Annotated in this window: 26 protein-coding genes and 1 pseudogene; 8 read left to right on the top strand and 19 right to left on the bottom strand. The window is 72.2% G+C overall.

From position 1 onward, the window contains the following. Positions 1–107: 107 nt before the first annotated feature. The 5 genes from ACLJPY_RS12400 to ACLJPY_RS12380 are packed head-to-tail and all read left to right on the top strand — an operon-like array spanning position 108 to position 5,418. Positions 108–500, top strand: coding sequence for a GntR family transcriptional regulator (locus ACLJPY_RS12400; protein WP_410571192.1), 393 nt, complete (start codon positions 108–110; stop codon positions 498–500). Next, a complete protein-coding gene (locus ACLJPY_RS12395; protein WP_410588204.1) occupies positions 497–1,378 on the top strand; it encodes an ABC transporter ATP-binding protein in 882 nt (293 codons plus the stop codon). Before ACLJPY_RS12400 ends, ACLJPY_RS12395 begins: the two co-directional genes overlap by 4 nt. Continuing rightward, positions 1,375–2,358: a transporter gene (locus ACLJPY_RS12390; protein WP_410588203.1), complete on the top strand. Its 984-nt coding sequence runs from the start codon at positions 1,375–1,377 to the stop codon at positions 2,356–2,358. Before ACLJPY_RS12395 ends, ACLJPY_RS12390 begins: the two co-directional genes overlap by 4 nt. A 22-nt stretch (positions 2,359–2,380) precedes the next feature. Further along, positions 2,381–3,484, top strand: a complete 1,104-nt coding sequence (locus ACLJPY_RS12385; RefSeq protein ID WP_410588201.1) for an alpha/beta hydrolase family protein — start codon at positions 2,381–2,383, stop codon at positions 3,482–3,484. Next, positions 3,481–5,418 (top strand): esterase, encoded by a 1,938-nt coding sequence (locus tag ACLJPY_RS12380; protein WP_410588199.1) that lies wholly within the window; start codon positions 3,481–3,483, stop codon positions 5,416–5,418. Before ACLJPY_RS12385 ends, ACLJPY_RS12380 begins: the two co-directional genes overlap by 4 nt. Before the next feature lie 49 nt (positions 5,419–5,467). Here the strand turns inward: ACLJPY_RS12380 and ACLJPY_RS12375 are convergent, their stop codons facing one another. The 5 genes and pseudogenes from ACLJPY_RS12375 to ACLJPY_RS12355 form a co-directional block, all read right to left on the bottom strand. Beyond that, complete coding sequence (locus ACLJPY_RS12375; RefSeq protein ID WP_410588198.1) at positions 5,468–6,292, bottom strand: alpha/beta hydrolase family esterase; 825 nt, start codon at positions 6,290–6,292, stop codon at positions 5,468–5,470. A 98-nt stretch (positions 6,293–6,390) separates the two neighbouring features. Continuing rightward, entirely contained in the window at positions 6,391–6,516 is a 126-nt protein-coding gene (locus ACLJPY_RS12370) for an endo-1,4-beta-xylanase (RefSeq protein WP_410588321.1), read from the bottom strand. 78 nt (positions 6,517–6,594) lie between these two features. Further along, positions 6,595–6,788, bottom strand: a pseudogene (locus ACLJPY_RS12365) (endo-1,4-beta-xylanase); the annotation flags it as partial. Continuing rightward, positions 6,785–7,567, bottom strand: coding sequence for an SGNH/GDSL hydrolase family protein (locus tag ACLJPY_RS12360; protein ID WP_410588197.1), 783 nt, complete (start codon positions 7,565–7,567; stop codon positions 6,785–6,787). The gene ACLJPY_RS12360 and the pseudogene ACLJPY_RS12365, both read right to left, overlap by 4 nt. Before the next feature lie 206 nt (positions 7,568–7,773). After that, complete coding sequence (locus tag ACLJPY_RS12355) at positions 7,774–8,523, bottom strand: SDR family NAD(P)-dependent oxidoreductase (protein ID WP_410588320.1); 750 nt, start codon at positions 8,521–8,523, stop codon at positions 7,774–7,776. Between the two features lie 56 nt (positions 8,524–8,579). Between ACLJPY_RS12355 and ACLJPY_RS12350 the strand changes: the two genes are divergently transcribed. Then, a complete protein-coding gene (locus tag ACLJPY_RS12350) occupies positions 8,580–9,116 on the top strand; it encodes a ferritin (protein ID WP_410588196.1) in 537 nt (178 codons plus the stop codon). Positions 9,117–9,352: 236 nt separating this feature from the next. Here the strand turns inward: ACLJPY_RS12350 and ACLJPY_RS12345 are convergent, their stop codons facing one another. The 6 genes from ACLJPY_RS12345 to ACLJPY_RS12320 are packed head-to-tail and all read right to left on the bottom strand — an operon-like array spanning position 9,353 to position 14,201. Continuing rightward, positions 9,353–9,850 (bottom strand): nucleotidyltransferase domain-containing protein, encoded by a 498-nt coding sequence (locus ACLJPY_RS12345; protein WP_410588194.1) that lies wholly within the window; start codon positions 9,848–9,850, stop codon positions 9,353–9,355. A 10-nt stretch (positions 9,851–9,860) separates the two neighbouring features. Continuing rightward, positions 9,861–10,619, bottom strand: coding sequence for an MHYT domain-containing protein (locus tag ACLJPY_RS12340; RefSeq protein WP_410588319.1), 759 nt, complete (start codon positions 10,617–10,619; stop codon positions 9,861–9,863). Between the two features lie 19 nt (positions 10,620–10,638). Next, positions 10,639–11,226 (bottom strand): GTP-binding protein, encoded by a 588-nt coding sequence (locus tag ACLJPY_RS12335; RefSeq protein ID WP_410588193.1) that lies wholly within the window; start codon positions 11,224–11,226, stop codon positions 10,639–10,641. After that, positions 11,207–11,584 (bottom strand): DUF742 domain-containing protein, encoded by a 378-nt coding sequence (locus ACLJPY_RS12330; protein WP_410588192.1) that lies wholly within the window; start codon positions 11,582–11,584, stop codon positions 11,207–11,209. The genes ACLJPY_RS12335 and ACLJPY_RS12330 overlap by 20 nt, the downstream gene beginning before the upstream one ends. After that, a complete protein-coding gene (locus ACLJPY_RS12325) occupies positions 11,581–12,015 on the bottom strand; it encodes a roadblock/LC7 domain-containing protein (RefSeq protein ID WP_410588191.1) in 435 nt (144 codons plus the stop codon). Before ACLJPY_RS12325 ends, ACLJPY_RS12330 begins: the two co-directional genes overlap by 4 nt. Continuing rightward, positions 12,012–14,201: an ATP-binding protein gene (locus tag ACLJPY_RS12320; protein ID WP_410588317.1), complete on the bottom strand. Its 2,190-nt coding sequence runs from the start codon at positions 14,199–14,201 to the stop codon at positions 12,012–12,014. Before ACLJPY_RS12320 ends, ACLJPY_RS12325 begins: the two co-directional genes overlap by 4 nt. Positions 14,202–14,574: 373 nt before the next feature. Here ACLJPY_RS12320 and ACLJPY_RS12315 point away from each other — a divergent pair, with 373 nt between their 5' ends. After that, positions 14,575–15,534 (top strand): ArsR/SmtB family transcription factor, encoded by a 960-nt coding sequence (locus tag ACLJPY_RS12315; RefSeq protein ID WP_410588189.1) that lies wholly within the window; start codon positions 14,575–14,577, stop codon positions 15,532–15,534. 849 nt (positions 15,535–16,383) lie between these two features. Further along, on the top strand, positions 16,384–16,653 hold the full coding sequence (locus tag ACLJPY_RS12310) for a hypothetical protein (protein WP_410588187.1): 270 nt from the start codon (positions 16,384–16,386) through the stop codon (positions 16,651–16,653). Here ACLJPY_RS12310 and ACLJPY_RS12305 read toward each other — a convergent pair. From ACLJPY_RS12305 to ACLJPY_RS12270, 8 genes are all read right to left on the bottom strand, one after another. Further along, entirely contained in the window at positions 16,650–17,231 is a 582-nt protein-coding gene (locus ACLJPY_RS12305) for an anthranilate synthase component II (RefSeq protein ID WP_410588186.1), read from the bottom strand. The two genes, ACLJPY_RS12310 and ACLJPY_RS12305, sit on opposite strands and share 4 nt — an antisense overlap. Continuing rightward, positions 17,228–18,568: an anthranilate synthase component I family protein gene (locus ACLJPY_RS12300; protein ID WP_410588184.1), complete on the bottom strand. Its 1,341-nt coding sequence runs from the start codon at positions 18,566–18,568 to the stop codon at positions 17,228–17,230. Before ACLJPY_RS12300 ends, ACLJPY_RS12305 begins: the two co-directional genes overlap by 4 nt. Then, the gene (locus tag ACLJPY_RS12295; RefSeq protein WP_410588182.1) at positions 18,565–19,731 is read right to left on the bottom strand and encodes a DUF362 domain-containing protein; all 1,167 of its coding nucleotides are present in this window, start codon (positions 19,729–19,731) and stop codon (positions 18,565–18,567) included. Before ACLJPY_RS12295 ends, ACLJPY_RS12300 begins: the two co-directional genes overlap by 4 nt. After that, complete coding sequence (locus ACLJPY_RS12290; protein ID WP_410588181.1) at positions 19,724–20,398, bottom strand: cyclase family protein; 675 nt, start codon at positions 20,396–20,398, stop codon at positions 19,724–19,726. Before ACLJPY_RS12290 ends, ACLJPY_RS12295 begins: the two co-directional genes overlap by 8 nt. 32 nt (positions 20,399–20,430) lie before the next feature. Beyond that, entirely contained in the window at positions 20,431–21,765 is a 1,335-nt protein-coding gene (locus tag ACLJPY_RS12285) for a hypothetical protein (protein WP_410588180.1), read from the bottom strand. Positions 21,766–21,784: 19 nt separating this feature from the next. Beyond that, positions 21,785–23,032, bottom strand: a complete 1,248-nt coding sequence (locus tag ACLJPY_RS12280) for an MFS transporter (protein WP_410588178.1) — start codon at positions 23,030–23,032, stop codon at positions 21,785–21,787. Next, positions 23,029–24,240 (bottom strand): ATP-grasp domain-containing protein, encoded by a 1,212-nt coding sequence (locus ACLJPY_RS12275; protein WP_410588177.1) that lies wholly within the window; start codon positions 24,238–24,240, stop codon positions 23,029–23,031. The genes ACLJPY_RS12280 and ACLJPY_RS12275 overlap by 4 nt, the downstream gene beginning before the upstream one ends. 74 nt (positions 24,241–24,314) lie before the next feature. Then, the gene (locus ACLJPY_RS12270) at positions 24,315–25,562 is read right to left on the bottom strand and encodes an ATP-grasp domain-containing protein (RefSeq protein ID WP_410588175.1); all 1,248 of its coding nucleotides are present in this window, start codon (positions 25,560–25,562) and stop codon (positions 24,315–24,317) included. Positions 25,563–25,570: the final 8 nt, after the last annotated feature.

Below are 25,570 nucleotides of genomic sequence, written 5' to 3'. Positions count from 1 at the left end.
ACGGACGAGGGGGCGCCGAGGTTGACTCCGGGCGCCGAAAAAGATCACTGGCGCCGGTTGGAGCTATGTAGCTATAGTACTAGGTAACTAGATAAATGGAGTTGCCGATGATCGAGTTCCACCTGGACGCGAGGTCCGGCCTGTCGCCGTACCAGCAGCTGGTCCAGCAGGTGCGGCACGCGCTGCGCCTCGGCCTGCTCACCGAGGGAGACCAGCTCCCGAAGGTCAAGGACGTGGTCGCGAGCCTCGCGATCAACCCGAACACCGTGCTGAAGGCCTACCGCGAGCTGGAGCACGACGGCCTCGTCTCGGCCCGCCCCGGCGTCGGCACGTTCGTGACGGCGACCTTGAACGGCGCCTCGTTCGCCGCGATGGCGCCGTTGCGGCAGGACCTCCGCCGCTGGCTGAGCAAGGCCCGCAAGGCGGGGCTCGACGAGGAGAGCATCGAGGCCCTGCTGATGTCCACGTTTCGCGACTCCGCCAGAGAGGACATAGCGTGACTGTCCTGAACGCCCAGGGACTGGGCAAGAAGTACGGCCGCAAGCAAGCGCTTACCGGGTGCACGCTGGAGATCGAAGCCGGCCACGTCACCGGGCTCGTCGGCCCGAACGGCGCCGGCAAGTCGACCCTGCTGAACATCGCCGCCGGCATGCTCGAGCCGACGACCGGCACGATCGAGGTGTGCGGCGGGGTGCCGGGCAGCGGCCCCGGCCAGCTGGCCAAGGTCGGCTACGTCGCGCAGAACACACCTGTCTACAGTGGACTGTCCATCGAGGAGCACCTGCGGCTCGGCGCGCACCTAAACCCGCGCTGGGACGCCGGGGCGGCCGAGAAGCGGATCGCCCGCCTCGGGCTGGACCCCAAGCAGCACGCGGGCAAGCTCTCCGGTGGCCAGCGCGCCCAGCTCGCGCTCACGATCGGCATCGCCAAGCGCCCCGAACTGCTGCTGCTCGACGAGCCGGTGGCGGCGCTGGACCCGCTGGCCCGCCGGGAGTTCCTGCAGGACCTCATGGAAGCCGTGGCCGAACACGAGCTGTCCGTCGTGATGTCCTCGCACCTGGTCAACGACCTGGAACGGGTCTGCGACCACCTCGTCGTGCTGGTGGACTCGCAGGTCCGGGTGATCGGCGAGGTGGAGACGCTGCTCGCGACGCACCACCGGCTCTCCGGCCCGCGCCGCGACCTCGAAACGCTGCCGGCGGACCAGCACGTCGTCTCCGCGACGCACACCGACCGCCAGACCACCGTGCTCGTCCGCACCGAGGCACCGATCCTCGACCCCGCGTGGACGGTCTCGCAGGTGGGACTGGAAGACCTGGTCCTCGAGTACCTGAGCAACCCCACCGCCGCCCGCCCCGCCCTGGAGGTCCTGAGATGACCTGGTTGACCTGGCGCCAGTTCCGCATCCCCGCCCTCTCCGTGTTCGCGGGCCTGCTCGCGATCGCCGTCGTGCTCGCGATCACCGGGCCCGACCTGGTGGGCCGCACGGACTTCTCCGACGAGAACGCCCTCTTCGGCGGGACCATCCTGGTGCTGTACGTGCTGCCCGCGGTGATCGGGGTCTTCTGGGGCGCCCCGATGATCACCCGGGAGCTCGAGAACGGCACGCACAGCCTCGTGTGGAACCAGACCGTCACGCGCAAGCGGTGGCTCACCACCAAACTCGGGTTCGGTGTGCTCGCCGCGATGCTCGCCGCCGGCGTGCTGAGCCTGGCGGTCACGTGGTGGGCGAGCCCGATCGACGCACTCGCCGCGGTCAAGGAGGACCACGGGATGCTTTCGCGCATCTCGCCGGTGGTGTTCGGCGCGCGGGCGATCGTCCCGGTCGGCTACGCGGCGTTCGCGCTCGTCCTGGGCGTCGCGGTGGGCATGGTGCTGCGGCGGACGGTGGCCGCGATGGCCGTCACCGTCGTCGCGCTCGCCGCGGTGCTGCTCGCGGTCACGCTGCTGGTCCGCCCGCACCTGCTGCCGCCGCAGGTCGAGACGGTCGCGATCACGCCCGAGAGCATCACGAACATCACCGGCAACGACAAGCAGGGGATCACCGAGATCGGCGTGCGGAAGCCGGCCGGGGCGTGGGAGCTGGCGAACGAAACCCTGGACCCGAACGGGAACGTGGTCACCTCGATGCCGGACTTCCTGCAGGACTGCGCGCCGCGGCCGGGGGTGGTCCCGCCGGAGCGCGGTGACATCCAGGCGTGCGTGGCCCGGCTGGGCGCGCACGGCTACCACCAGCGCGTGACCTACCACCCGGGGTCCCGCTTCTGGCCGCTGCAGTGGCTGGAGCTCGCGCTCTACCTCGCGATGACCGCCCTGCTCACCGGGTTCTGCTTCCGCCGTCTCCGCCACCTGTCCTGACGAAATCCGACTGGGGGATTCCATGCGCACTCTCGCAGTGGCCACCGCACTGACACTCACGTTGTCCGCGTCACCCGCTTCGGCGGCCACGACGCCCTACCTGCCCGCCCCGACCGGCCACTCGCCCGTCGGCGTCAGCACACTGTCCCTTGTGGACAAATCACGGCCCGACCCGTGGGTGCCGTCCGTGCCCTACCGGGAGCTGATGGTCTCCGTCTTCTACCCGGCGACCTCGGCGAGCGGGCCGAAGAAGCAGTACATGACCCCGCTCGAGTCGGAGCGCAACCTCGAAGGCAAGGACATCCCGGGCCTGCCCCTGGACGTCTTCAGCACGGTCCGGACGAACGCCGTCGTCGACGCCCGTCCGGCCGGGCGGTGGCACAGCCTGCCGCTGGTCGTGCTGTCCCCCGGCTGGACCCAGCCGCGGGTGACGCTCACCGCGCTGGCCGAGGACCTCGCCAGCCGCGGGTACGCCGTGGCGGCGATCGACCACACCTACGAAAACCGGGCCACGACCTTCCCCGACGGCCACGTCACCGGCTGCGCCGCCTGCGAGGTCGACGAACAGCCCGGGTTCTGGGAGAAGTTCGCGCAGGTCCGGACGAGGGACACGTCGTTCGTGCTCGATTCCCTGCTGCGCTCGAAGTGGGGCGCGCTGATCGACCCGCAGCGCATCGGCATGGCCGGCCACTCGGCGGGCGGCGCGGTCACCACCCAGGTGATGCTGGCCGATCCCCGGATCCGCGCCGGGGTGGACCTCGACGGCAGCGTCCACGTCCCGATCCCGGCGTCCGGGCTGGCCCGGCCGTTCATGTTCGTGGGCCGCACGGAATCGAACCACCCGGGCCAGCCTCCGTACGACGGCTGGGAACGGGATTGGCCGCACCTGACCGGCTGGAAGCGCTGGCTCATGGTGTCCGGCACGGCGCACGACTCCTTCAACGACCTCGGCGTGCTCGCCGAGCAGCTCGGCGTCGACATCGGCGACACGATCGACCCGTACCGCGCGCTGGCCGTCACGCGGACCTACGTGAACGCCTTCTTCGACCAGCACCTGCGCTGCCGCCCGCAACCGCTGCTGGCCGCGCCCTCGCCCGCTTACCCGGAAGTGACGTTCGCCGGATGAAAATCGGAAGCCTGATGGTCCTCACTGCCCTCGTACTCGGGTCGGCAACGCCGTCCGCCTCGGCGGCCCCGGCCCGCCACCTGGCCGCACCGACCGGCGACCGGCCCGTCGGCACGACCGCACTGTCCCCCGACGCCACCGGTGCCCCGCCGGTGTCGCTCTTCTACCCCGCGGTTTCCGCGGCGGGGCCGAAGGCGCCGTTCATGACCGAGGCGGAGGCGAAGGCCGTCCTCGACGCCGACGGCATCACCGGCGTGGCGCCGTCGGTGCTCGCCGGCGTCCGCACCGACGCCGTGGTGGACGCGCGACCGGCCGGGCCCCGCCTGCCGCTGGTCGTCCTGTTCCCCGGGGTCCGGCGGCCGCGGGCCGAATTGACGTCGCTGGCCGAGGACCTGGCCAGTCACGGCGTCTTCGTCGCCGTGGCCGCCCGCACCGACGGGCCCGCGGCCGTGGCGCCCGTGCTGGCCGCCCTGACCCGCTCGAAGTGGGCGGACCTGGTCGACCCGGACCGGATCGGCGTGGCCGGGCTCGACGGCACCGGCGCCGCGATGGCGGCCGATCCGCGGGTCAAGGCCGGGGTCGACCTCGACGGCCCGGACGCGCCGCTGCCCGGGCCCGGCCTCGATCGGCCGGTCCTGTTCCTCGGCCGGCCGGACGCGGGCACGGGGAACTGGGACCAGCTCACGGGCTGGAAGCGCCGGTTCACCGTGACCGGCACGGTCCACCGGTCGTTCACCGACATCGGCCTGGTGGGCGAGCAGCTGGGCCTCGACTTCGGCGCGAGGACCCCCGCCGCGCGCGGGCAGGCGATCACCGCGGCCTACGTGCGGGCGTTCTTCGACCAGCACCTGCGCGGCCGCCCGCAGCCCCTGCTGGACCAGCCCTCGGCGCAGTACCCGGAGGTCGTCTTCGCGCGGACGTCGACGCCGTACCTGCCCGCTCCGACCGGCGACCGGCCGGTGGGCAGCACGGCGGTGCACCTGAAGGACACCTCGCGCCCGGACCCGTGGGTGCCGTCGGTCCCCTACCGGGAACTGATGGTCTCGCTCTTCTACCCGGCTGTTTCGGCGAAGGGCCCGAAGACGCAGTACCTGACGCCGGCGGAGTCGGCGGCCCTGCTGCAGGGCAGCGGTCTCGCGCCGCCGGACGCGCTCGCCGCGATGGTGACCAACGCCGTCGCCGACGCCCGGCCGGCGGGCCGCGGGCTGCCGCTGGTCGTGCTGTCGCCCGGCTACACCAAGCCCCGGGCCACGCTCAGCGCGCTCGCCGAGGACCTGGCGAGCCACGGGTACGCCGTCGCGCTGGTCGGCCACACTTACGAGAACACCGGCCAGAGCTTCCCGGACGGCCGGTTCGCCGGGTGCGCGTCCTGCGACCTCCCGCACGACGACGCCTTCTGGGCGAAGCTGGAGCAGGGCCGGGCCGCGGACGTCTCGTTCGTCCTGGACTCGCTGGCGCACTCGAAGTGGGCGCCGCTGATCGACCGGTCCCGGATCGGCATGGCCGGGCATTCCATCGGCGGAGCGAGCACCCTCCCGGCGATGGTCGCCGACGGCCGGATCAAGGCCGGGATGGACATCGACGGCACGACCCACGTCCCGCTGACCGGGCTGGCCCGGCCGTTCATGTTCCTCGGCCACCAACTCGGTGACACCGCCTGCGTGCCGGGCGACCCGACGTGGCAGCGGGACTGGCCGCAGCTCACCGGCTGGAAGCGCTGGGCCGACGTGCGGGGCGCGCAGCACGCGTCCTTCACCGACGTGGGCCTGGTGGGTGACGAGTTCGGCGTCGACTACGGCGCGACGACGAGCGCCCTGCGGACCCAGGAGATCACGCGGACCTACGTGAACGCGTTCTTCGACCGGCACCTGCGGGGTGAACCGCGGCCGGTGCTCGACCGGCCGGGCTTCCCGGAAGTCACGTTCTGCCACTGAACCAGCGGGAGCGGCGCACTGGGGGTGCGCCGCTCCCGCTGGTTCGGAGTCAGTGGTCGAGGCCGAGGAACGAAATGGCGTACGCCAGCTGGCCGGTCAGCGGCAGCTGGTGCCCGACGCCGGCGATGCTGACACCCTCCACCGTCGCCTGGGTGCTCGTGGTGCCGTACCGCGTCCGCGTCCACGACGACTGCGGGTGATCGGTGAACGCCGGCGTCTGGCTCAACCCGTTCAGGTTGGTCCACTGCTTGATCTCTTCACCGAAGTTCGGGTACGCCAGCGTCGTGTCGGTGGTGCCGTGCCACAGCTGCACCCGCGGGTAGCGGCCGGTGTAGCCGGGGTACATCGACCGGGCCAGATCGCCCCACTGCTGGGCGGTCTTGATCGACTTGCCGCCCGAGCACGTGCTGTTCCACAACGAGCCGTTCGTGGTCGCGAAGCACCCGGCGGGCACGCCGGAAAACGCCGAAGCCGCCGAGAACACGTCCGGGTACTGGGCGGCCAGCACGTTCGTCATCATCGCCCCGGAGGAGAACCCGCTGACGACGATCCGGGCCGGGTCGACGTTGTAGTGCGACCGGGCGTAGGCGACCATCGACATGATGCTCGTCGAATCGCCACCGCCGTTGCGCCGCAGCGCGTTCGGCGTCGAGACGTCGAAGCACTTTTCGCTGCGGGTGGCTTCCGGCAGCACCATGACGTAGCCGTAGCGGTCGGCCGCGGTGACGTAGTCCTTGCCGTTCCCGCCGAAGATCGAGCTCGCCGAGCCGCCGCAGTAGTGCACCAGCACCAGCAGGGCGGGCTTGGCCACCACCCGGTCGGGGACGTAGACGTACATGTTCAGGTTCGTCGGGTTGCTGCCGAAGTTCGTCACCCTGGTCAGGGCGGCGCGTGGGCGGGCGCGGCCAGGCCGGCGGCCAGGCACAGCAGGGCCACGACAGCGGTGAGCATGCGTTTCATCACGGTTCTCCTTTACGCCGCACCGAAGGCTTGGAGCACGGCGGTGTAGGCCGGCTTCTTCGCGTAGTTGCCGCCGAACAGCAGCGGCGTGCTGCCGCTGCGCCAGGAGTACTTGTCGGTGACACCCCACGTGGTGATGCTCGTGCAGCGGGAAAATCGAGGTAGCTGTTCCCGATGCGCTGCTGGAACACCGACGTGCGGCGGGTGCCGTCCTCGTTGAAGGCCTCGTTGACGACGTCCCAGTAGGCGACCTTGCCGCGGTAGTGCCCGGCCACGCCGCTGATGTGGCTGCGCATCGCGGCGAGCAGGTCCGAGCCCGACCCGATGCCGCTCACCCAGCCGGGTAGCTGGCCGTGCCAGACCAGCGTGTGGCCGCGGACCTTCTGGCCGTGGCCCTGCGCGTGACTCACGATGGCGTCACCGCCGGTGAAGCGGAACCGGCCGCCGACCCCAGGGTCGCCGCGGCGAGGGCCTCGGTGGTCACGGCAGCCCGCGGGTTGCCGATGCTGCCGGGCACCGACCGCAGCGCGTTGTACCAGACGGCGGCCATCTTGTCGTAGCCGCCGGCGTTCGGGTGGACGCCGTCGGGCAGCTCGGCGGCGGACACCGCGCTGTGCATGTCCACCAGGTGCACGTGCTTGCCGGCGTTGACCTTGCCCTGCACGATCCCCGGCAGCGCGGCGTTGAACGTCCGCACGGCGGCGTCCCCGCTCGCCCAGCCGATCGGGATGAGCTGCGCGACGAACACGTCGGCGTTCGGCGCGGTGGCGGTGATGTGGTCGAGCAGCGTGGACAGCCGCCCGGGCGCGCCGGCGACGTTGTAGTTCTGCAGCACGTCGTTGGTGCCGATGTGCAGCAGCACCGAGCGCGGGTTGTACGTGCGCAGCCAGCCGGTGATGTTCGCGTCGATCTGGTCGATGCGCCAGCCGGGGTGGCCTTCGTGGTCGTGGTCCCACAGGCTGGCCGGCCCGTTGAACTGCGAGCCGACGAAGTCGTTGGTGTAGCGGCCGGCGGCCAGGCGCTGCCACAGGCCGATCCGGTACCCGCCGGGCACGCCGGTGCCGTAGGTGATCGAGTCGCCCAGCGGCATGATCCGCACGCCGCCGTTCGACTCCGCGTCGGCGACACCGGTCAGGCCGGTGAACGCCAGCGCCGCGGCCGCCAGTGCGGCCAGTAAACGCTTTCTCATCGACGTCCTCCTCAACGAGGCGACAACAGAAACTTTCGTCGGCAGATTTCGAAAATTCGACAATTTCCCGAAACTTTCGCTTTCCTGTTAGCGATAACATTTGATTGCCGGCCACAGCTTAAACCGGCACGCCACCCGCTGACAACGGTCGATGACGGACCCGTCACGCGCGGCGAAGCAGAACGTCCACTGTGGACCTCAGCGGGTCACCAGGTCGGGTGCGCGGTGACCCCGCCGTCGACGACGAGGTCGTGACCGGTGATCCAGGACGCGAGCGGCGAGGCCAGGAACACGCACGCGTTCCCGACGTCGGCGGGGGTTCCGAGCCGGCCCAGCGGTGCCGCGCGCCGCCACCGCTCGACTCCTTCCGGCCAGTCCTCGGCCAGCCCCGGCCGCGAAACCAGCCCCGGCGACACGGTGTTGACGCGGATCCCGCGCGGCCCGTACTCGAGCGCGGCGCCGCGGGCGTGCATGACCAGCGCCGCCTTGGCCGCGCTGTAGTGGACGTGCCCGTGCGCCGGCTGCCGGGCTTCGATCGAGGCGATGTGCGTGACGCTGCCGCCGTCGCCCAGCGCCCGGACGGCGGCCTGGGTGCAGGAGAAGGCGGTCGTGAGGGTCGCGTCGAGCACGGCACGCCAGTTCCGCGCGGTGAGCTCGCCGAGCGGCTCGACGGGCTGGACGCCGGCGTTGTTGACCAGGGCATCGAGCCGGCCACCCCACTCGGCGACGGCGTCGAGCAGGCCGTGGCAGGCCCGGTCGTCGGTGAGTTCGGCGGCGAAGGCGCGCGCCCGCCCACCGGCGGCCTCGATGGCGGCGACGACGTCATCGGCGGCACCGGGACGGCGGTGGTGCACGGCCACGGCCGCACCCGCTTCGGCGAACCGGAGCGCGATCCCGCGGCCGATGCCACCGGAGGCGCCGGTGACGCAGGCGACGGTGCCGGACAGATCGGGCAGGTCGGTCACCGCACCGATCGTAGCTGCGCGGGCCGGATCCGCCGTAGGTTGTGGGCATGGCCGAAACCCGGAAGTTCGCCGCACTGCTGCAGACGCAGATCCGCCACGAGTTCACCGCCGCCCAGCAGTACATCGCCCTGGCGGTCTGGTTCGACGCCCGAGACCTGCCGCGCCTGGCCAAGCGCTTCTACCGCCAGTCGCTCGAGGAGCGCAACCACGCGTTGGCGATGGTCCGCTACCTGCTCGACCGCAACGAGCCGGTCGCCATCCCCGGAACGGGTGACGTCCGCAACGACTTCTCGAGCGTGCACGAAGCAATCGAGCTGGCATTGGCCCAGGAGCGCGCGGTCACGGCGGACATCGAGGCCATGGCCAAGGCGGCCCGCACCGAGGAGGACTACCTGGGCGAGCAGTTCGTGCACTGGTTCCTGAAGGAGCAGGTGGAGGAGGTCGCCCAGATGTCGACGTTGCTGACGGTGGTCGAGCGAGCGGGCGGCAACTTGTTCGAGGTGGAGAGCCACCTGTTCCGCGAGGCAGGAGCAGAACCAGCGGACGCCCCGGACATGCCCCCGGTAGCCGGCGGAAAGCTCTGAGGGCGCAGCACACCCGGCAGCCGCGCCCCCGGCAGCCCCCCCAACCGGCAGCCAAACCCCCGGCAGCCTCCGAACAAGCCCGCAACCCAAGACCCCCGCAACCCCGATCCGAAGCCCCAACACGGCCGGCAGCACCGGGTCAAGGCACGCTTTCCCGCCTTGACGCGGTGCTGCCGGCCGTAGTCGCAATGACGGCTTCGGGGTTGCAAAAGCGCCCCCCTCGAAAGCCCCGCGCGTCAGATTCCGGTGCGGTGGGAGGCCGGGAGCGCGAACCCGAACCGTGCACTCATCGCCCGGACGTCGAGCAGATCCTTCGCCGCGGGCGGATAGGCGGTCTTGAACTGGAACATCCGTTCCGGGCTGATGCACCGCACCTGCTCACCACCGAGCACGCCGACGCCGGAGAACGAGTCGTTCGGGTACTCGATCCCGTGGATGTGGTTGCCGTCCGCGTCGAACTCGAAGACGTGGACGTCCACCGACCCGCCGCCGGACCTCGCCAGCACGAAGTTCCACTCGGTGGCACCGGCTCGGCTCTCCGCCGCGTAACCGAGCGCCGCGAGGCACTCCCGCAGCCGGGAGACCTCCGGGCGGCTGACCGCGACGTCGAGGTCGTCGTGCTCCCTCGTCCGCCGGCCGAGCAGCGCGTCGACGCACCAGCCGCCGTCGATCCACACCTCGATCCCCGCGGCTCGGCACGCCCGCACGACTTCGAGGACCTCCGCCGTCTCCACGTCCGCCAGCCTAACCGACGACCGTCGTGTGCCGGGGCGCCTCCGAGCTCGACGTCGCCATCAGGACCGCACAGATCGGGACCGCCATCGCCAGCGCCGCCAGCACGAACACCGGGAACAGGAACGAGAACACCTCCGTGCCGGACGGGTCGGGCGCCGCCGGGTCCAGGTGGACGCGGACCGCCGCCATGCCCGTGTAGTGCATGCCCGTCACCGCCGCGCCCATCACCAGGCCCGCCGCCAGCCGGGGCAGCAGCTTGTCCAGGCCGACGGTGAACCACAGCGCCGCCGTGGCCGCGACGACGGCGATCACCACCGACAGGGCCACCAGCGTCGGGTCGTAGCCGATCGTGCCCTTGATCTGCACCGCCCACATCCCCGTGTAGTGCATGACGTTCACCGCGAGCCCGGTGAGCAGGCCGCCGAGCAGCAGCCGCTTCCACGCGAACCGGTTGCGGACCCCGAACACCAGCAGCCCGCAGAACACCGCCGCCACCGACAGGACCGCCGACAGCGCCGTGCGCAGGATGTCGTAGCGCACCGGCAGCCCGGGCGTGGAAAACCCGAGCATCGCGATGAAGTGCATGACCCAGATGCCGACCCCGCCGATGGACACCGCCGCCAGCACCAGCCAGACCAGGCGGCTGCGCGCGCTGTCGGTGGACCGCGCCTGCAGCGTGCAGGCGAGGCCGAGGGCGCACCCCACCACCGAGGTGAGGTAGGCGAGGACGACGAGCCAGTTGCCCATCGCGAAGTCTTCGTGGTTCATGGGCATTTCCGGGACTCCTTCAGGTTTTCCGTGATCGGGGGGCGTGGTGCTCGGCGAGCGCGTGCTCGGCCGCGGCGATGAGGGTCTGCTTCGTCGACTCCGGCGAACGCGCGTCGCAGGTGACGACCTCGACCGCCGCCGGGATCTTGAGGGCCTCGCGCACCTGCTCGGGCCCGTGCTGGCGGGTGTCCTGGAACTGGTTGATGGCGACCAGGAACGGCAGGCCGCGCGACTCGAAGAAGTCGATCGAGGCGAACGAGTCCGCCAGCCGGCGCGTGTCCACCAGGACGATCGCCGCCACCGCGCCGCAGACGAGGTCGTCCCACATGAACCAGAACCGGTGCTGGCCCGGGGTGCCGAAGACGTACAGCACCAGGTCCTCGGCGAGGGTGAGCCTGCCGAAGTCCATCGCGACCGTGGTGGCGAACTTGCCGGGGACCGCTTCGGTCCGGTCGACGCCGACGGCCGCGCTGGTCATCAGGGCTTCGGTCCGCAGCGGGTCGATTTCCGAGACGGCACCGACGAACGTCGTCTTGCCGGCCCCGAACCCGCCGGCGACGACGATCTTCGCCGAGGTGATCCTCTTGTCAGAGCGCACGTAGTCCACTGAGGACCCTTTCGAGCAGGTCGTTCCGTTCGTCCCAGGAGGCGTCCGCGGTGAGCGTGTCGCGGATCGACACCTGGCCGGCGATGAGCAGGTCGCCGATGAGCACCCTGGCCACGCCGAGCGGCACGCCCAGGTGGGCGGCGACCTCGGCCACCGACCGCTGGTGCAGGCAGAACTGCGTCACCACGGCCAGCGGGTTGGTCGGGCTGAAGGGCGCCGTCCGGCCGTCCGGCGTCGTCTCCACGAGGGCTTCCACCGCCAGGTCGACCGTCGGCCGGGTGCGACCGGCGGTCCACGCGTAGGGCCGGGCCAGCGACGCCGCGTGCCGCCCGCCCTCGCGCCGCCGGCCTTCGGTCACCGGGCCGCTCCCGGGGCGGCCGCGGGCCGAGCCGGGGTCTCGACCACCTTCCCGACCCGGTCCACCAGCAACGTCATCTCGTAGCCCACCAGCCCGATGTCGCACCCGGGATTGGCCAGCACCACCAGGTTCGAGCCGTCGCCGACGTTCATCAGCAGCAGGAACCCCTGCTCCATCTCGATCACCGACTGCACCACCCGCCCCGCGGTGAACAGGTCGGCGGTGCCGAGCGCGAGGCTGGAGAGGCCGGACGCGATCGCCGAGAGCTGGTCGGCGCGGTCGCGCGGCAGGGTCTCGTCCGCCGCCACGAGCAGCCCGTCCGCCGACACCAGCGCGGCGTGCGCGACGCCGGGCACCTCCTGGGTGAACGCCGACACCAGCCAGTTCCGGGACCGCTCGGCCACTTCCGCTCCTTCCTGCCGGGTGCTCATCGCTGCTCGGTTTCCGGCTCGCCGGAAACCCGGTGCCGGGCCGCGCGCACGCCGCTGTAGTGCCGGGAAAGGTTGTTCCGCACCGCCGCCGGGTCGCGGAAGGAGGTGTCCGCCCGCTGCCCCGCGCGCGGGGTGACCGAGCCCGGCGCGAGCTGCGCCCCCGGCGTCCTGGCCGGCAGCCCGGACTCGGTGAACTCGGGGTCGTCGAGCGTGCCGACCGCCGCTTCCGCGGCCTGGCGGACCTGGTCGGCCGGGGTCGCCCAGGTTCCGGCCGCGGGGCTCGGCGCGGCGGCCGGAGCTTCGGCGAACCAGTGCGACAGCATCTGGTCGAAGATCGGCGTCGGCGGGTCCGCCACGGCCACCGGCGGCGGTTCTTCGGCGGGCCAACGAGGTTCGAGCTCGTGCCGGGCCGTGCCGTTGACCGTGCCGTTGACCGTGCCGTTGACCGCGGGGGTCAGCGCGGGCGGGACGGCCCGCGGCGGCAGGTCGACCAGGATCAGCACGCCCGGGACGTGCACGCTGGCGGTGATGCCGGCGCTCGCCGTGCGCGTGGTCGTGGGCCGCAGCCGGACGGTGATCCCGTGCGACGCGGCCAGCCTGCTCACCACGAACAGGCCCATCCGGCGGGTGGTCTCCGGGCTGACCGCGGCCCCGGCGGCCAGCCGCGCGTTCGCCGCTTCGAGGTCTTCGCGGGTCATACCGAGCCCGACGTCGACGACCTCGATCAGCAGGCCGCCGTCGAAACCGCGGTCGGCGGTGAGCACGACCTGCTCCTCCGGCGGGGACGACCGGATGGCGTTCTCCAGCAGCTCGGCGAGGATGTGCACGACGTCCGCCGCGGCTTCGGCCTGCACCGACCCGCGCGGCGCGTTGCCGAGCGAGACGCGCTGGTAGTCCTTGACCTCCGAGGTCGCGGCCCGCAGCAGCTCGACCGTCGCGACCGGCCCGACGTCGCGGCGCACCGGCTTGCCGCCCGCGAGGACCTGCAGGTTCTCGCCGTTGCGCCGCAGCCGGGTGGCGATGTGGTCGATCTGGAACAGCTCGGCCAGCCGCTGCGGGTCCTGCTCGTCGGCTTCGAGGTCCTCGATCACCGACAGCTGCAGCTCCACCAGCGACTGGCTGCGCCGGGACAGCGTCATGAACATCTCGCTGACCTGGATCCGCATCTCGGCCTGCTCGCCGACGGCCAGGCGCACGGCCTGCCGGTGCATGTCGTCGAAGGCCCGGGCGAGCTGCCCGATCTCCTCCTCGGAGTCGACCGGCAGCGGCGGGGTGGCGCGCCAGTCGACGTCGTCGCCCTCCCGGATGCGCTCGATGGTGCCGGGCAGGCGGCGGCGGGCGGTGTCGAGCGCGGCGGCGTGCAGCCGCCGGATCGGGGAGACCACCGAGCGGGCCACGGCGAGGGCGATCGCGAGGGCGCCGAGGAGCGAGGCGAGCACCAGGGCGGCGTCGCGCAGGGCGTCCGACCGGGCGGTGTTGGTCTGCGCCCCGACCGCGTCCGAAAGCGTTTTCACCTGCTCGGCGAGGATGGTGCCGAGCAGCGTGCGCTTCGCCTCGGCACCGCCGGCACCGGGACTGGTCGCGGCGGCGAACCGCGCGGCCGCCGCCCCGGACGGGAGCGCGCGCCGGATTTGTCCGGTGAGTACGGTTTCTTCGGCCGCTGCCTGCCGCACCGCGTCTGCCGACCGGCCGGCCAGTGCCAGCTGACCGGCCAGGCTCGTCCGCAACTGCACCAGCCATTCGGCGACCGTGGCCGAGGTGCCGAGATCACCATTCCCGGCTTGCCCGACGATCCCGGCGATCAGTTCGCTCAGCGCGACCGTGAAGTCGTGGTAAGCGGCGGTTTTCGCGGCGGGCGAACCCGTCTGCTGCCGCAGGTCGGCCAATTTACCCAGCTGATCTTCCAATGACCGTGACAGCTCCGGGGTGAGCTGCGAAAAGGCGGCGTCGTGGCGGACGGTGGCGGCTTTCTCGTCGACCGCCGCGGTCTGGGCGGCCGCGCCGTCGTGGCTCATCTCGTCGTCGGCGAGTCCGGCGAGTTCGGAAATCCCCTGCACCACCGGCATTTGGTCGCGGACGGCGCTGAGCCCGCCGGCCTGGGCCAGCTCGGCCTGCACCCGGCTGCCCGCCAGCAGCAGGGCGACCAGGACGGGCAGCAACAGCACCACGGAGATCTTGGTGCGCAACCGCCAGCTGCCGGGATTCCAGGAGGCGACGGAACGACGGGACGAGGGTTCGTCTTCTTTCATCAGTGGCGTGGCTCGATTCGTACCGGTGGCCCGAGAACGATTTCCGGTTCCTTTTCCGCGGAATTCAGCCGACGACGTAACCCCGGTCGCGGTAGTGCTGTCAAGGAATGCCCGCCGTTTCCCCCGTACGCACCAATCACACAGCGTGAAGCGCCACGCGACGGCTTTTTACCCTTGCGGAGGGTGATTGCGGGTCGCCAGTCCGTGCGTAATTCCGGGGCGGGTGCGTGAATTTCCGGCCCCGGTGGCCCGCGTCCGGGGTCACGGTGTTGCCCGTTACCCTCGGCCGGGAAAGGGGTGGGCGCCGTCGATGTTGAAAATTCACTTCACCGAAGCGGACCTGGCGAAGGTGACCATCGCCGAGGACGCCGATCCGATGTGGGAACTGCTGATGAGCAGCTACCGCATCCGGCGGCCCGAGGGTGAGCCGTTCTTCGGCCGCTGGCGGCGGGGGTCGCGCTCCGCGGTGCCGTCGTCCGGACGGCTGGTGATGGCCGCGATCCCGCCGTATGGCTACTGCCCGGACTTCCTCACCCCGGCCGGCACCCGCACGATCGGCGACGGGATCTCGGCGGTGCTCGAGACGCCCGCGCAACTGCTGGCCACCGACGTCGGCGAGCTGGTGGCGCAGGGCACCCACGTCCCGGCGTGGCTGCGCCGCATCGGCGACGGAGAGACCCGCGAGCTGCGGCGGCTGGGGTCGGCCCTGCACGACTACTACCGCCAGTGCGTGGCGCCGGACTGGGCGGCGGTGCGCCGCGCGGTCGCCCGCGACCGCCACCGGCTGCAGGCCAACCTGGACCGCGGCGGGCCGCAGCTGCTGCTCTCGACGCTGCACCCGGAGGTGACGTGGACCCCGCCGGTGTTGCGGGTGCGCTTCCCGATCGAGCAGGAACTGCACCTCGGCGGCCGCGGGCTGCGGCTGATCCCGGCGTTCTTCGCCCACGGCATGCCGACGACGTACAAGGACCCGGCCCGGCCGCCGGCCCTCGTGTACTCGATCAGCCACCCCCGCTTCGACAGCGACGCGGAGCCGGGCCCCGCCCTGGCGGCGCTGCTCGGCCAGACGAGGGCGAAGGTACTGGTGACGATCGCGACGACGAAGTGCAACACGAGCGAGCTGGCGGAGCTGACGGGCATCTCCCCGGCAACGGCCAGCCAGCACGCGTCGGTGCTGCGGGCCAGCGGGTTGATCAGCAGCAACCGGTCGGGGAAGTCGCAGATCCACGAGATCACGCCGCTGGGCTTGGGGATCATCCGGGCGAGCTGATCGACGGGTGGCGCGGGCTCTTCGGCAGCTCATGCGCGTCGCGCCGACCAGGCGCCCCACCTCGCCGGAGCGGGCGGGCTCCTCGGCGACTCATGCGTGCCGCGCTGACCAGCGGAAACGCCACGCGGACCGACCACCCGCGCCGCCGCGCCCGCCGGGCAAACCCTCCGCCGGACAGCCCATCACCGCGGGCGGCGGAGCAGACGCCCACCGCGCCGGAGCGGGCGGGCGCGGCGAGCCACCGGCCGCCCGCCGCGCCATATCGCCGACCGCGGCCGGTGGAGCGCCCTCGCCCCGCCGGGATTCAACCGGCCGCGGAGCCGACCACCGCCGCCGCCCAGCCCATCCACCCCGCAGACCCACCAGCTGAACCCACACCACCCCGCCGCGCACCACCCCGCTGCGCACCGCACCTCCGCGGCGTTGAACAGCGGAAACGCCACGCGGGCCGACTTCTTGCGCCGCCGCGCTCGCCGGGTAAACCCTCCGCCCAGCAGTCCATCGCCGCGAGCGGCGGAGCAGGCGCCCACCTCGCCGGAGCCGGCGGGCTCCTCGGCGACTCATGCGGGTCACGCTGACCAGCGGAAACGCCACGCGGGCCGACCACCCGCGCCGCCGCGCTCGCCGGGCAAACCCTCCGCCCAGCAGCCCATCACCGCGGGCCGAACCGTGCGGTGCCTCGGCTCGTCGTGCTAGCCTCGCACCGTGCTGCGCCCGATGTCCTCCTTGCGACTCGTAACCCGGCGCGCCGGCTGAACCCAGGTCGCCGGCGCGCTGCGTTGGCGATCGCTTTTCCCCCGGGACCTGGCCCCGATCTCGTTTTCCCCTCAGCTCTCCGGGAGATCCGCCATGTCCACTTCCTTCGCCGTTCCCGCACCCCGCTCGGCCATGCTGCTACGCCGCCGGATCGCCACCTACTTCGTCGGCGGGGCCGAACAGATCCCGTCGCTCGTCGGCGCCCTCGAAGGACGGCTCGTCCACGAACTGTACGTCGACGTCAAGGACGGGGTCCGGGAAAGCAGCATGGTCTGCGCCGTCCTGCTGGCCGCCGAGGAAACCGGGCCCCTGCTCGACCGGCTGCGCGAGCTGCCGTCGGTCGTCTCGGCCGAGCTCGCCTAGCTCCGCACGAGAGCCCGCAGGCTCAGCGCGTTCGCCACCATCGCCACGCCCTCCTCGGTGAACAGCGACTCCGGGTGGAACTGGACCCCCTCGACCGGCAGCGTGCGGTGCCGGACGCCCATCACCTCGCCCGTCGACGACCAGGCCGTCACGACCAGCTCGGGCGGCAGCGACGCCGGGTCGATCACCAGCGAGTGGTAGCGGGCCACCGTCAGCGGGTTGCGCAGCCCGGCGAACACGCCGCGGCCGTCGTGGGCGATCGGGGAGCACTTGCCGTGCATCGGCTCGGCCGCGTGCACCACCCGCGCGCCGAACGCCGTGCCGATCGCCTGGTGGCCGAGGCAGACGCCGAGCAGCGGGACGCGGCCGGCCAGCCGGCGGACCAGCTCGACCGAGACACCCGCGTCCGCCGGGTCGCCCGGGCCCGGCGAGATCAGGACCAGCTCCGGGGCCAGCGCGGCGACGCCGGCCACGGTCACCTCGTCGTTGCGGAACACCCGGCACTCCGCACCGAGGTGGCCCAAGTACTGGACCAGGTTGTAGACGAACGAGTCGTAGTTGTCGATCACGCAGATCACCGGGCCGCCCCTCCCACCGTCACACCGAGCGCCCGCGCGCCCGAGCCGAGCTTCGCCAGGACTTCCGCGTACTCCTCGGCCGGGTCGGAGTCGTGGACGATCCCGCCGCCCGCCTGCAGCCGGATCTCCCCGTCACACCACACCATGCTGCGGATCGTCAGGTACAGGTCCACGTGCGACACCCCGAACGACCCGACCGCCCCCGAGTACAGCCAGCGCCGCGCCGGCTCGAGCGCGTCGATGAGCTCCATCGCCCGCACCTTCGGCGTCCCGGTCATCGTCCCGGCCGGGAACGTCGCCCGGATCAGCTCGTCGGTGCCCCGGTCGCGCGCGGGCTCGCCCCACACGTCGGACGTCAGGTGCATGACGTGGGAGTACCGCTCGACCGCCAGCAGCCGCCCGACCGAGACGCTGCCGGGCCGGCAGACCCGGCCGAGGTCGTTGCGGGCCAGGTCGACCAGCATCCGGTGCTCGGCCAGCTCCTTCGCTGACGCGCGCAGGTCCGCCTCGGCCAGCCGGTCGGCCCGCTCGTCGCGGCCCCGCGGCCGGGTGCCCGCGAGCGGGCGGATCAGCGCTTTCCCGTCCGACAGTGTCAGGCACGGCTCCGGCGACGCCCCCACCGCTTCGAAGTGCGGCCCGGCGAACCAGAAGTGGTACGGCGACGGGTTGATCGTGGTCAGCCGCCGGTAGACGCACAGTCCGTCCACAGTGGCCGGAGCGGCCCACGCGTTCGACAGCACGAGCTGGAAGACGTCGCCGTCGAGGATGTGCCGCTGGGCGCGGCGGACGGCGTCGACGTACTCGTCGTAGGCGAACCCGAACCGGCCGGTGCCCACCGCGACCGTCCCGAGCGGCGCGGTCGAGAGGCGGTGCAGTGTCCGGGCCACCCGTTCGGCCGCCGTGCGCGCGGCCGCCGCGGTCGGGCCGCGGCCGATCACCTGCCCGGTCGCGAACCGGACCAGCACCTCGGGCAGGAAGAACTCGTACACCGGGCGACCGGTTTCCGGGTGGCGGCTCGGCAGCCGCTCGAAGTCGCGGGCGGCGTCGTAGCCCAGGAAGCCGTACCAGGCGGCTTCGGCGTCGGTCGTCTCCGGCGGGAGGTCCAGCCCGCGCAGCAGGTCCACGGCGGCGGTCAGGGCCCGGCCGCCGCCGGGGTGGGAAAGGACGGCCAGCTCGCCGGCGGCGAGGACGGGGTCCGCGCCGCCGGCCCCGGCGGTCAGCATGACCCGCCCGGCGGCGCGCAGGGCGGCCGCGGCCGCCACCGGGTCGGCCGCCGCGGCCAGCGGGACGACGTGCCGGTGCAGCCGGTCCCCCGCGGCGAGCGCGGACGTGATCATCGGGCCGAAGCCCGGCTCGGCGGCACCCGGAACTGCGTCCGCTCGTGGTCGCCGACCGGCTTGCCCATCGCGTACCGGAACGCGGCCAGCTGGATCGCCCGCGGCGGGCAGCCCTCGACGAAGATGCCCAGGTCACGGCGCTCGTAGAGGCAGTTGCCGACCAGCACCACCTCCCCGCGCAACGGCGGCAGCGACACCTGCGGCCCGGAGATGACCGTCAGCTCCCCGTCCCACGCGCACAGCTCGCCGGCCAGCGCCTTCATCGCCCCGGCCACGAACCGGCTGCACGCCGGGCACGCGTTTTCGGCGTAGACGTGGATGCCCTCGCGCGGCACGACGATGTCGACCGGCGCCTTCACCATGTCGAACGCCAGGTCGGCCAGCGGCGTGCCGAGCAGCTCGATGTCGTCGAGCGCCAGGGGGCCCATCCCCCGCTGGTGCGCGTCCCGCAGGTACGCGACGCTGTCCGGGTCGAACCCGGCCAGCGTGCCGACGGCGACGTCGAGCGCGACGGCGTTGCGGCTCGCGGCCAGGAACCCGGCCTGCCGCGCCTGGCCGTCCATCGGGTAGTTGCCCTCGATCACCGTGGTCCCGTCGCAGACCACCAGGTCCTGCGGCCGCATCAGGTTGAGGTCCACTGTGGACTCGTCGACGCCCGCCATGTGCACGATCCGGGTCGTGTACCCGGGCAGCAGCCCGACCAGGTTCTTCATCGCGTTGGAGTAGACGACGCTCGCGTGCGTGCGCAGCTGCGGGACGCCGATGAAGAAGTCGCAGTCGAGGATCAGCTCGGGGACGGCGATCGGGACGCGCAGCGACGTCGCGCCCGGGATGCCGGTGATCCGCAGCGGCAGGTCGTCGAAGCTGACGACCTTGGCGTACTTCGCGGCTTCGTGGTCGTTCAGCAGTTCGTAGATGGCGTGCGTGCGCTCGGCGATCACCGGCCGGGCCCCGTGCCCGGCGACGACCTTGGCGATCGCCGCCAGCAGCGCCGGGCGGACGTGGAACCCCGGTGCGGTCTGGAACAGGTTCGGCTTGATCAGCACCTCGTCGCCGGCGCGCAGCCCGGACAGGGGTGCGCCGAGCAGCTCCAGCAGCCGGGCCAGGCCGTCCGGCACGCCGGCGTCGCCGCCGACCGCCGTCAAGGCGACCTGCTCAGTCATCCGTCTCCTCCAGGGCGATGACGCGGGCGGGGGCCGCTTCGGCGCCGGCGACCTTGGTCGGCAGCGCGAACAGCTGCACGACGGGCTTGGTCAGCTCGTGCATGTTGGTGACGTACTCCAGCAGCGGGATCCCGGCGGCCAGGAGCGCGTGGTGCACCGGCGATCCGGCGTCGCCGGGCCGTTCGGTGAGGCAGTCGAGGCCGAACAGGCTCGCGCCGTTCTCGATGGCCCACTCCGCGGCCGAGGGCGTCAGGTACGGCGGCCGGTCCCAGTAGTCCGGTCGGCCCCAGTGGTGCCGCAGGTAGTCGGTGCGCACGAGCAGCCGGTCACCCCGCTGCCACACCGGCCGCAGCGTCCGCTCCAGGTCCTCGCCGGTGACCGGCTCCAGTTCGTCCTTTTCGGACAGGTCGGCGACGCAGGCGCGGCCGATCAGCGTCTCCAGCGGGACCTCGTCGATGCCCTCGGCGCCGGGGTAGAAGTGCAGCCGGTACTCCATGTGCGTCCCGTTGTGCGGGAAGACGTGCAGGTAGGAGAAGGTGCGCTTGGTGCCGTACGGGTCGGTCTCCGGGGTCATCGAGCGTTCGCTGACGAACTTCGGGAACCAGTCGGCGGGGTAGGACGGCATTCCGTCGTAGAAGCCGTGGGTCAGGTCGACGAGTCGGGCCACCGGGAGATCTCCTTGCTCGGCAGGTGCAGCGCTCAACAGGTGAAGAGGCAGGTGTTGCGGACGCTCGCGTTGTTGCTCATGGTGATCACCGACGTGCCGCCGGGCGGGATCGCGCGGATCCCGCCGCCGGAGAGGCCGGACGGCGTCATGAACGCGGCCCAGAGCGCGTACCACTCGCTGCGGGCGCCGGTGTCCGGGTCGATCACCGCTTCGAGGTTCGGGCGCACGACCTCCTGCACCAGCGAGCCGGTCCGCGAGCCCGCGTCGAGCGTTTCGCGCCAGGTCCGCGCGTCGACCTCCCGGCCGATGACGACCCCCTGACCGCCGTACAGCCCGGTCGGCTTGAACACCAGCCGGTCCTGCCGCTGCACGCACTCCTCGATGCGGCCCGCGTCCGGCCCGGCGCCGGGGCGCCCGAGCATCCGGGACCACGGCAGCACGCGCTCGATCGCCGCCCGCTCGTCCACGGTGAACACTCCGGCGTACTCCGAGAGCATGGCGAGCGTGCCCTTGTTGCCGAACACGTTGCTCGGTGTCCAGACCACGACCTCGCCGTCCTCGTGCGCGCGGAACACCGGCTCCAGCAGGGCGTCGCAGTCCGGGTGCCCGAGCATCTCCTCGAGCCCGTAGTACCGCAGGACCACGTCGACACCGGTGCCGTCCAGGTACGGCTTGCCGCCGCGGAACTCCAGGTCGCCGATCTCCCCGGCGTGGCACTCGAGGCCGTTGTGCCGCAGCATCTCCGCGGCGGACCGCCGCTGCCTGCCGTAGGTGGTCATCCCGCCCGGGCTCTCCAGGATGGCGACCACCGGCTCGCCCGCGCCGATCGCCTTGCCCGCGTTGCGCAGCGCCGCGGCGAGGTCGGCGCCCATGTCGAGGTACCCGAGGCCGTGCTCGGCCGCGAAGGCGGCGACTTCCGGCACCCGCAGGTACGCCTTGGGCAGCGCGCCCACCATGTCCAGGCCGCCGAGCGCGCTGCCGATGTTGTACTCCAGCAGCTTGAACGCCGAGCCGTCGTAGTAGACGTCGGCCCGGCCGTAGAGCGGCGGCGGGCCCTCGCCGAGCAGGCGGCCCATGAAGCCGGCGTGCCGGTCGTCGATGCCGAGGGCGGTCCGGAAGCGGGCGAAGTCGCCGTCGAAGAGCCGCTGCGGCAGGTTGGTGACCAGGTCGAAGACGGTGACGAGGTCCCGGCCGAACGTCCGGTACTCCGCCTCCTCGACGAGGATCGGCCGGGGCAGCAGCCGGGGCCACGACTGCCGCTGGGCCTCCGTCAGCTCCAGGCGTTCCCGCGCGTGGCGCAGCGGTCCGTCCGGCGCCGCGCAGCCCGCGAGGTAGGCCTCGGTGATTCGATCGGCGCGTGCCGACATGGTTCCCTCCCGGGAGTTCTCAGACGGAGACGGACGCCTCGGCGGGCACCTGACGGCGGGCGAGGATCACCCGGTACTGCCGGAGCACCACGACGCCGAAGAGCAGGTAGATCGCGGCCATGCCCCGTGCGGCCAGCACCGCGCTGAGGCTGATCAGCACGGAGTTGACGACCTGGCCGAACCGGATGTGCAGGTAGTAGGCAGCCAGGTACCGCGGCCGGCCCTCCTCGGGCGCGAGCTCGGCCAGCAGGGCCTGCTGGACCGGCAGGTTCATCAGCTCGCCGACGGTCAGCACGACGACGGCGGCCAGCAGCAGCCAGGCGTCGTTCGTCACGGCGAGCACGGCGAACCCGCCCGCGTACAGCGCGATGCCCGCGTAGAGCCGGGTGCGGTCGGGCATCCGCCGCAGCAGGGTGTTGACGACCAGCGCGAACACCACGACCAGGGCCGTGTTGACCGCCTTGAGGATGCCCAGCATCTGCACGCCGCCGACGGCGCCGAAGGGGAACACCTGCTGCACGGGGAAGTTCGTCGAGAGCCGGATGCCGATCGCCGTGCTCAGCTGCCCTTCCAGGGTGAGGATCAGGGTGGCGGCGATGATCAGCCGCCGGAACGTCGAGTCGGCCAGCACCACCCTGTAGCCTTCGACGAACTGGGCGAGCCCGGTCAGCTTCACCGGCGGCCGCGGCGTCTCCGGTTTCGTCTCCGCGACGAGCGTGACGGTGACGGTGAGGGCGAAGGCCATCGCGACGGCCCCGCCGATGATCACCGCGCCGAAGTGCCGGCTGTAGAGGAAAGCGCCGAACAGGGCACCGGTGCCGAGAGCCAGGTTGATCATCCAGTAGTTGACCGTGTAGACGAACTTGCGCTCGGCCGGCGGCGTCACGTCGATGATGGTGGCGTCGTTCGCCGGCAGCGCCAGGTTCGTCCCGAACTTCACGACCGCGTAGCTGAAGTAGACGGCGAGCGCGCCCCAGCCGGCGTAGTAGGCCACCGCCATCACCACCAGGAACGTCGTGCCGACGACGTCGCCGGTGATGAGCACCGGCCGCCGCCCGTACCGTTCGGACAGGTGGCCGCCGGTCAGCATGCCGAACACCGCGAACACGGCGAAGACCAGGATCAGCGCGCCGGCGAGGGCGACACCGACGTGCGCGGCGAGGTAGATCGCGATGAAGGTGAGGATCATCGCGTCGATCAGCTTGTGCACGAACGCCAGGCCGATCCGCAGCCGGACGTTGCGGTGCAGTGCGAAGAAGTGCCTCATCGGACCTCCACCTCGATCAGGGCGCGGACGCGGTCCGCGCGCGCCTGGGCCTCGGCGGCGTCCGCGGAGCCGTCGACGATCACGAAGCCGTGCCGGGTCTTGGAGCTCACCGTCTCCGGGAGGACGTCCCCGGGTGCGTACGGGAAGTGCAGCGTGTGCACGAAGTCCAGGGCGCGCACTTCGTCCACACCGGACACCCGGTGCAGCGTTCCGGCGGGGAACGAGAAGTACGCGATGTGCGCGACCGGGCCACCGGGCGCCGGGAGCGACGTCCGTCCGGCGAGGGCGGCGAACATCGCGCGTTTGACGTCGAACCCGCGGGCGAGCGCGATGAGGTCCGGGATCTTGTCCCCGCCGAGCCGGGCCTGCGACTCGACGATCCGCGGCCCGTCCGCGGTCAGGATGACCTCGGTGTGCGCGGGACCGCACTGGTACCCGACGGCGTCGAGCAGCTCCACCGCGTGCGCGGCCACCCGCTGCGTCGCGGGGGTTTCCGGCTCGCCGAACAGGTGACCCCGCTCGACGAAGTGCGGCAGCGGGCCGAGCAGCTTGCGGGTGACGCCGACGACGTGGTGCTCGCCGCGGACGGTCATCGTCTCGACGCTGAACTCCGGTCCGCGCAGGTACTCCTCCACCAGCACCGGCCCGTCGTAGCCGCCGAGCTCGCGGCCCCACGCGGGCAGCTGCGCCGGATCGGTCAGCAGGAGCACCCCGCGGCTGGCGGACAGCGTGGCCGGCTTGACCACGACCGGGAGCTCGAAGCCCGCGAGCAGGTCCGCGACCCCGGTCCAGTGGTCCGCGGTGGCGTACCGCACCGCCGAGATGCCCTTGTCGCGCAGGAGGGTGCGCATCGCGAGCTTGTCGTTGAGCAGCGCCACCGAACGCGGCGGGTTGACGGCCTTCCCGAGTTCGTCGGCGACGTCGTGGGCGAGCAGCATGCTGTCCTCGCTGCCGACGTGCCAGACGTGGTCGGCGCCGGTTTCCCGCACGGCGTCCCGGATCGCGTCGGCGTAGGCGGCCCGGTCGGCGAACTCGACCAGGCGGAAGCCGTCGGCGAGCGCCTCGACCTGCCGGAGGTATTCCGGCGCCTGCGCGCCGAACAGCCGGCGAGCCTCGGCGGTGTCCCAGAGCGCGGTGACCCGGAAGCCTTCCGCCCGGGCCTTCGGCAAGTACGCCTGGTACGGCATCACCATGACCAGGTTCGCCATCTCGTTCCTCCTGTAGCCCGGACACGACCAGCGTCGCCGACGCGGCCATCGGCGGGACATCCGGCGCGCATCCGTCAGTCCCGCCGGGTGGCGACCACGATCTGCTGCGCCGCCGCCTCGGCAAGCCGGGCGGCCAGGTACGGGCCGGCCGCCGTCACCAGGACGTGGCCGAACCGGTCTTCGTTGACGCGCAACGGGTGCACGCGCTCGCCCGGCCCGACGGACACCACCGCCTCGCACACCCCCGGCACCGCGGCGGCGATCTCGAGCCCGCTGACGTTCTCCACCACGCCGGGTTCCGCGGTCAGGTACCGGATCGCCGCGCCGGCGGCCGGGACGGGCAGCTCCGCGACCGGCTCGCCGAGGTACTGGCGGATGAGCAGCTCCATCGTGGACCGCCCGAAGGCGCGGTCCATCAGCTCGGTGATCCGGGCCCCACCCGGGCGCGGGTTGATCTCGACCAGCTTCGGGCCGGCCGCGGTGTACTTGAGCTCGACGTGGGCGATGCCGAGGTCGAAGCCGACCGCCGTGGTCGCGGCCACCGCGGCCGCCTCCAGCTCGCGGCGGACGTCGTCCGGCAGGGCCGTCGGGAAGCTGTGGCCGAGCTCGACGAACCGGTTGCGGCCACCGACGACCTTGTCGGTCACCCCGAGCACGCGGACCCCGCCCGCGCCGGCCAGCACCTCGACGCTGACCTCGAACCCGGCCAGGCACTCTTCGACGAGCACCTCGGCCGCCCGGGTCTGCCCGCGCCGGTTGACCGGTTCCGCCCGGATGGCGGCGACCGCGGCCACCACCTCCCCCGGTGTCGTGCACCGGACGACGTGGGCACCGCTGGTCTCGTCCACCGCCTTGACCACGCACGGCCACCCGACTTCGCCCGCCGCCCGCACCGCGTCCGCGATGGTGGTGACCACGCGGAAGGCCGGGCCCGGCACGCCGTGCTCCGCCCACCGCCGCCGCTGGCCCGCCTTGGTGCGCGCGAGCCGGATCGCGGCCGGGTCCGGCCCGGGCAGGCCGAGCTGGCGGGCCGCCTCCGCGGTCGGCACGACCTCGTACTCGGCCACCGACAGCAGGGCGTCCAACGGCTGCCGCGCGTCGACGGCCTTGACCGCGGCCAGCAGCGGCTCCAGTTCGTGGGTCGCGCAGGAGACGTACTCGTCGACGCAGTCTTCGAGGACCTCGGTGCCGCCCGGCGTCGCGTGGTAGCGCTCCAGCCCCGAGCTGAAGAAGGTGACGTGCAGGCCCAGCGCGCGGGCGGCGCGCAGGGCAGCGAACCCGGATCCGGCCCGGTTCGACTCGACGAACCCGATGCGTTTCATGGCCGTTC

The organism is Amycolatopsis sp. lyj-23 (genome assembly GCF_046549135.1).
In the GTDB taxonomy this organism is placed as follows: domain Bacteria; phylum Actinomycetota; class Actinomycetes; order Mycobacteriales; family Pseudonocardiaceae; genus Amycolatopsis.
Note: the sequence above shows the minus strand (reverse complement) of the source record. Positions and strands in the feature narration are given on the sequence as shown.

Bases quoted from the DNA above. Each gene is read 5' to 3' on its own strand.
- ACLJPY_RS12400 (WP_410571192.1), top strand. From the start codon at position 108: ATGATCGAGTTCCACCTGGACGCGAGGTCCGGCCTGTCGCCGTACCAG.
- ACLJPY_RS12390 (WP_410588203.1), top strand. From the start codon at position 1,375: ATGACCTGGTTGACCTGGCGCCAGTTCCGCATCCCCGCCCTCTCCGTG.
- ACLJPY_RS12385 (WP_410588201.1), top strand. From the start codon at position 2,381: ATGCGCACTCTCGCAGTGGCCACCGCACTGACACTCACGTTGTCCGCG.
- ACLJPY_RS12380 (WP_410588199.1), top strand. From the start codon at position 3,481: ATGAAAATCGGAAGCCTGATGGTCCTCACTGCCCTCGTACTCGGGTCG.
- ACLJPY_RS12360 (WP_410588197.1), bottom strand. From the start codon at position 7,567: ATGAGAAAGCGTTTACTGGCCGCACTGGCGGCCGCGGCGCTGGCGTTC.
- ACLJPY_RS12350 (WP_410588196.1), top strand. From the start codon at position 8,580: ATGGCCGAAACCCGGAAGTTCGCCGCACTGCTGCAGACGCAGATCCGC.
- ACLJPY_RS12340 (WP_410588319.1), bottom strand. From the start codon at position 10,619: ATGAACCACGAAGACTTCGCGATGGGCAACTGGCTCGTCGTCCTCGCC.
- ACLJPY_RS12325 (WP_410588191.1), bottom strand. From the start codon at position 12,015: ATGAGCACCCGGCAGGAAGGAGCGGAAGTGGCCGAGCGGTCCCGGAAC.
- ACLJPY_RS12315 (WP_410588189.1), top strand. From the start codon at position 14,575: ATGTTGAAAATTCACTTCACCGAAGCGGACCTGGCGAAGGTGACCATC.
- ACLJPY_RS12310 (WP_410588187.1), top strand. From the start codon at position 16,384: ATGTCCACTTCCTTCGCCGTTCCCGCACCCCGCTCGGCCATGCTGCTA.
- ACLJPY_RS12300 (WP_410588184.1), bottom strand. From the start codon at position 18,568: ATGATCACGTCCGCGCTCGCCGCGGGGGACCGGCTGCACCGGCACGTC.
- ACLJPY_RS12295 (WP_410588182.1), bottom strand. From the start codon at position 19,731: ATGACTGAGCAGGTCGCCTTGACGGCGGTCGGCGGCGACGCCGGCGTG.
- ACLJPY_RS12285 (WP_410588180.1), bottom strand. From the start codon at position 21,765: ATGTCGGCACGCGCCGATCGAATCACCGAGGCCTACCTCGCGGGCTGC.
- ACLJPY_RS12280 (WP_410588178.1), bottom strand. From the start codon at position 23,032: ATGAGGCACTTCTTCGCACTGCACCGCAACGTCCGGCTGCGGATCGGC.
- ACLJPY_RS12275 (WP_410588177.1), bottom strand. From the start codon at position 24,240: ATGGCGAACCTGGTCATGGTGATGCCGTACCAGGCGTACTTGCCGAAG.
- ACLJPY_RS12270 (WP_410588175.1), bottom strand. From the start codon at position 25,562: ATGAAACGCATCGGGTTCGTCGAGTCGAACCGGGCCGGATCCGGGTTC.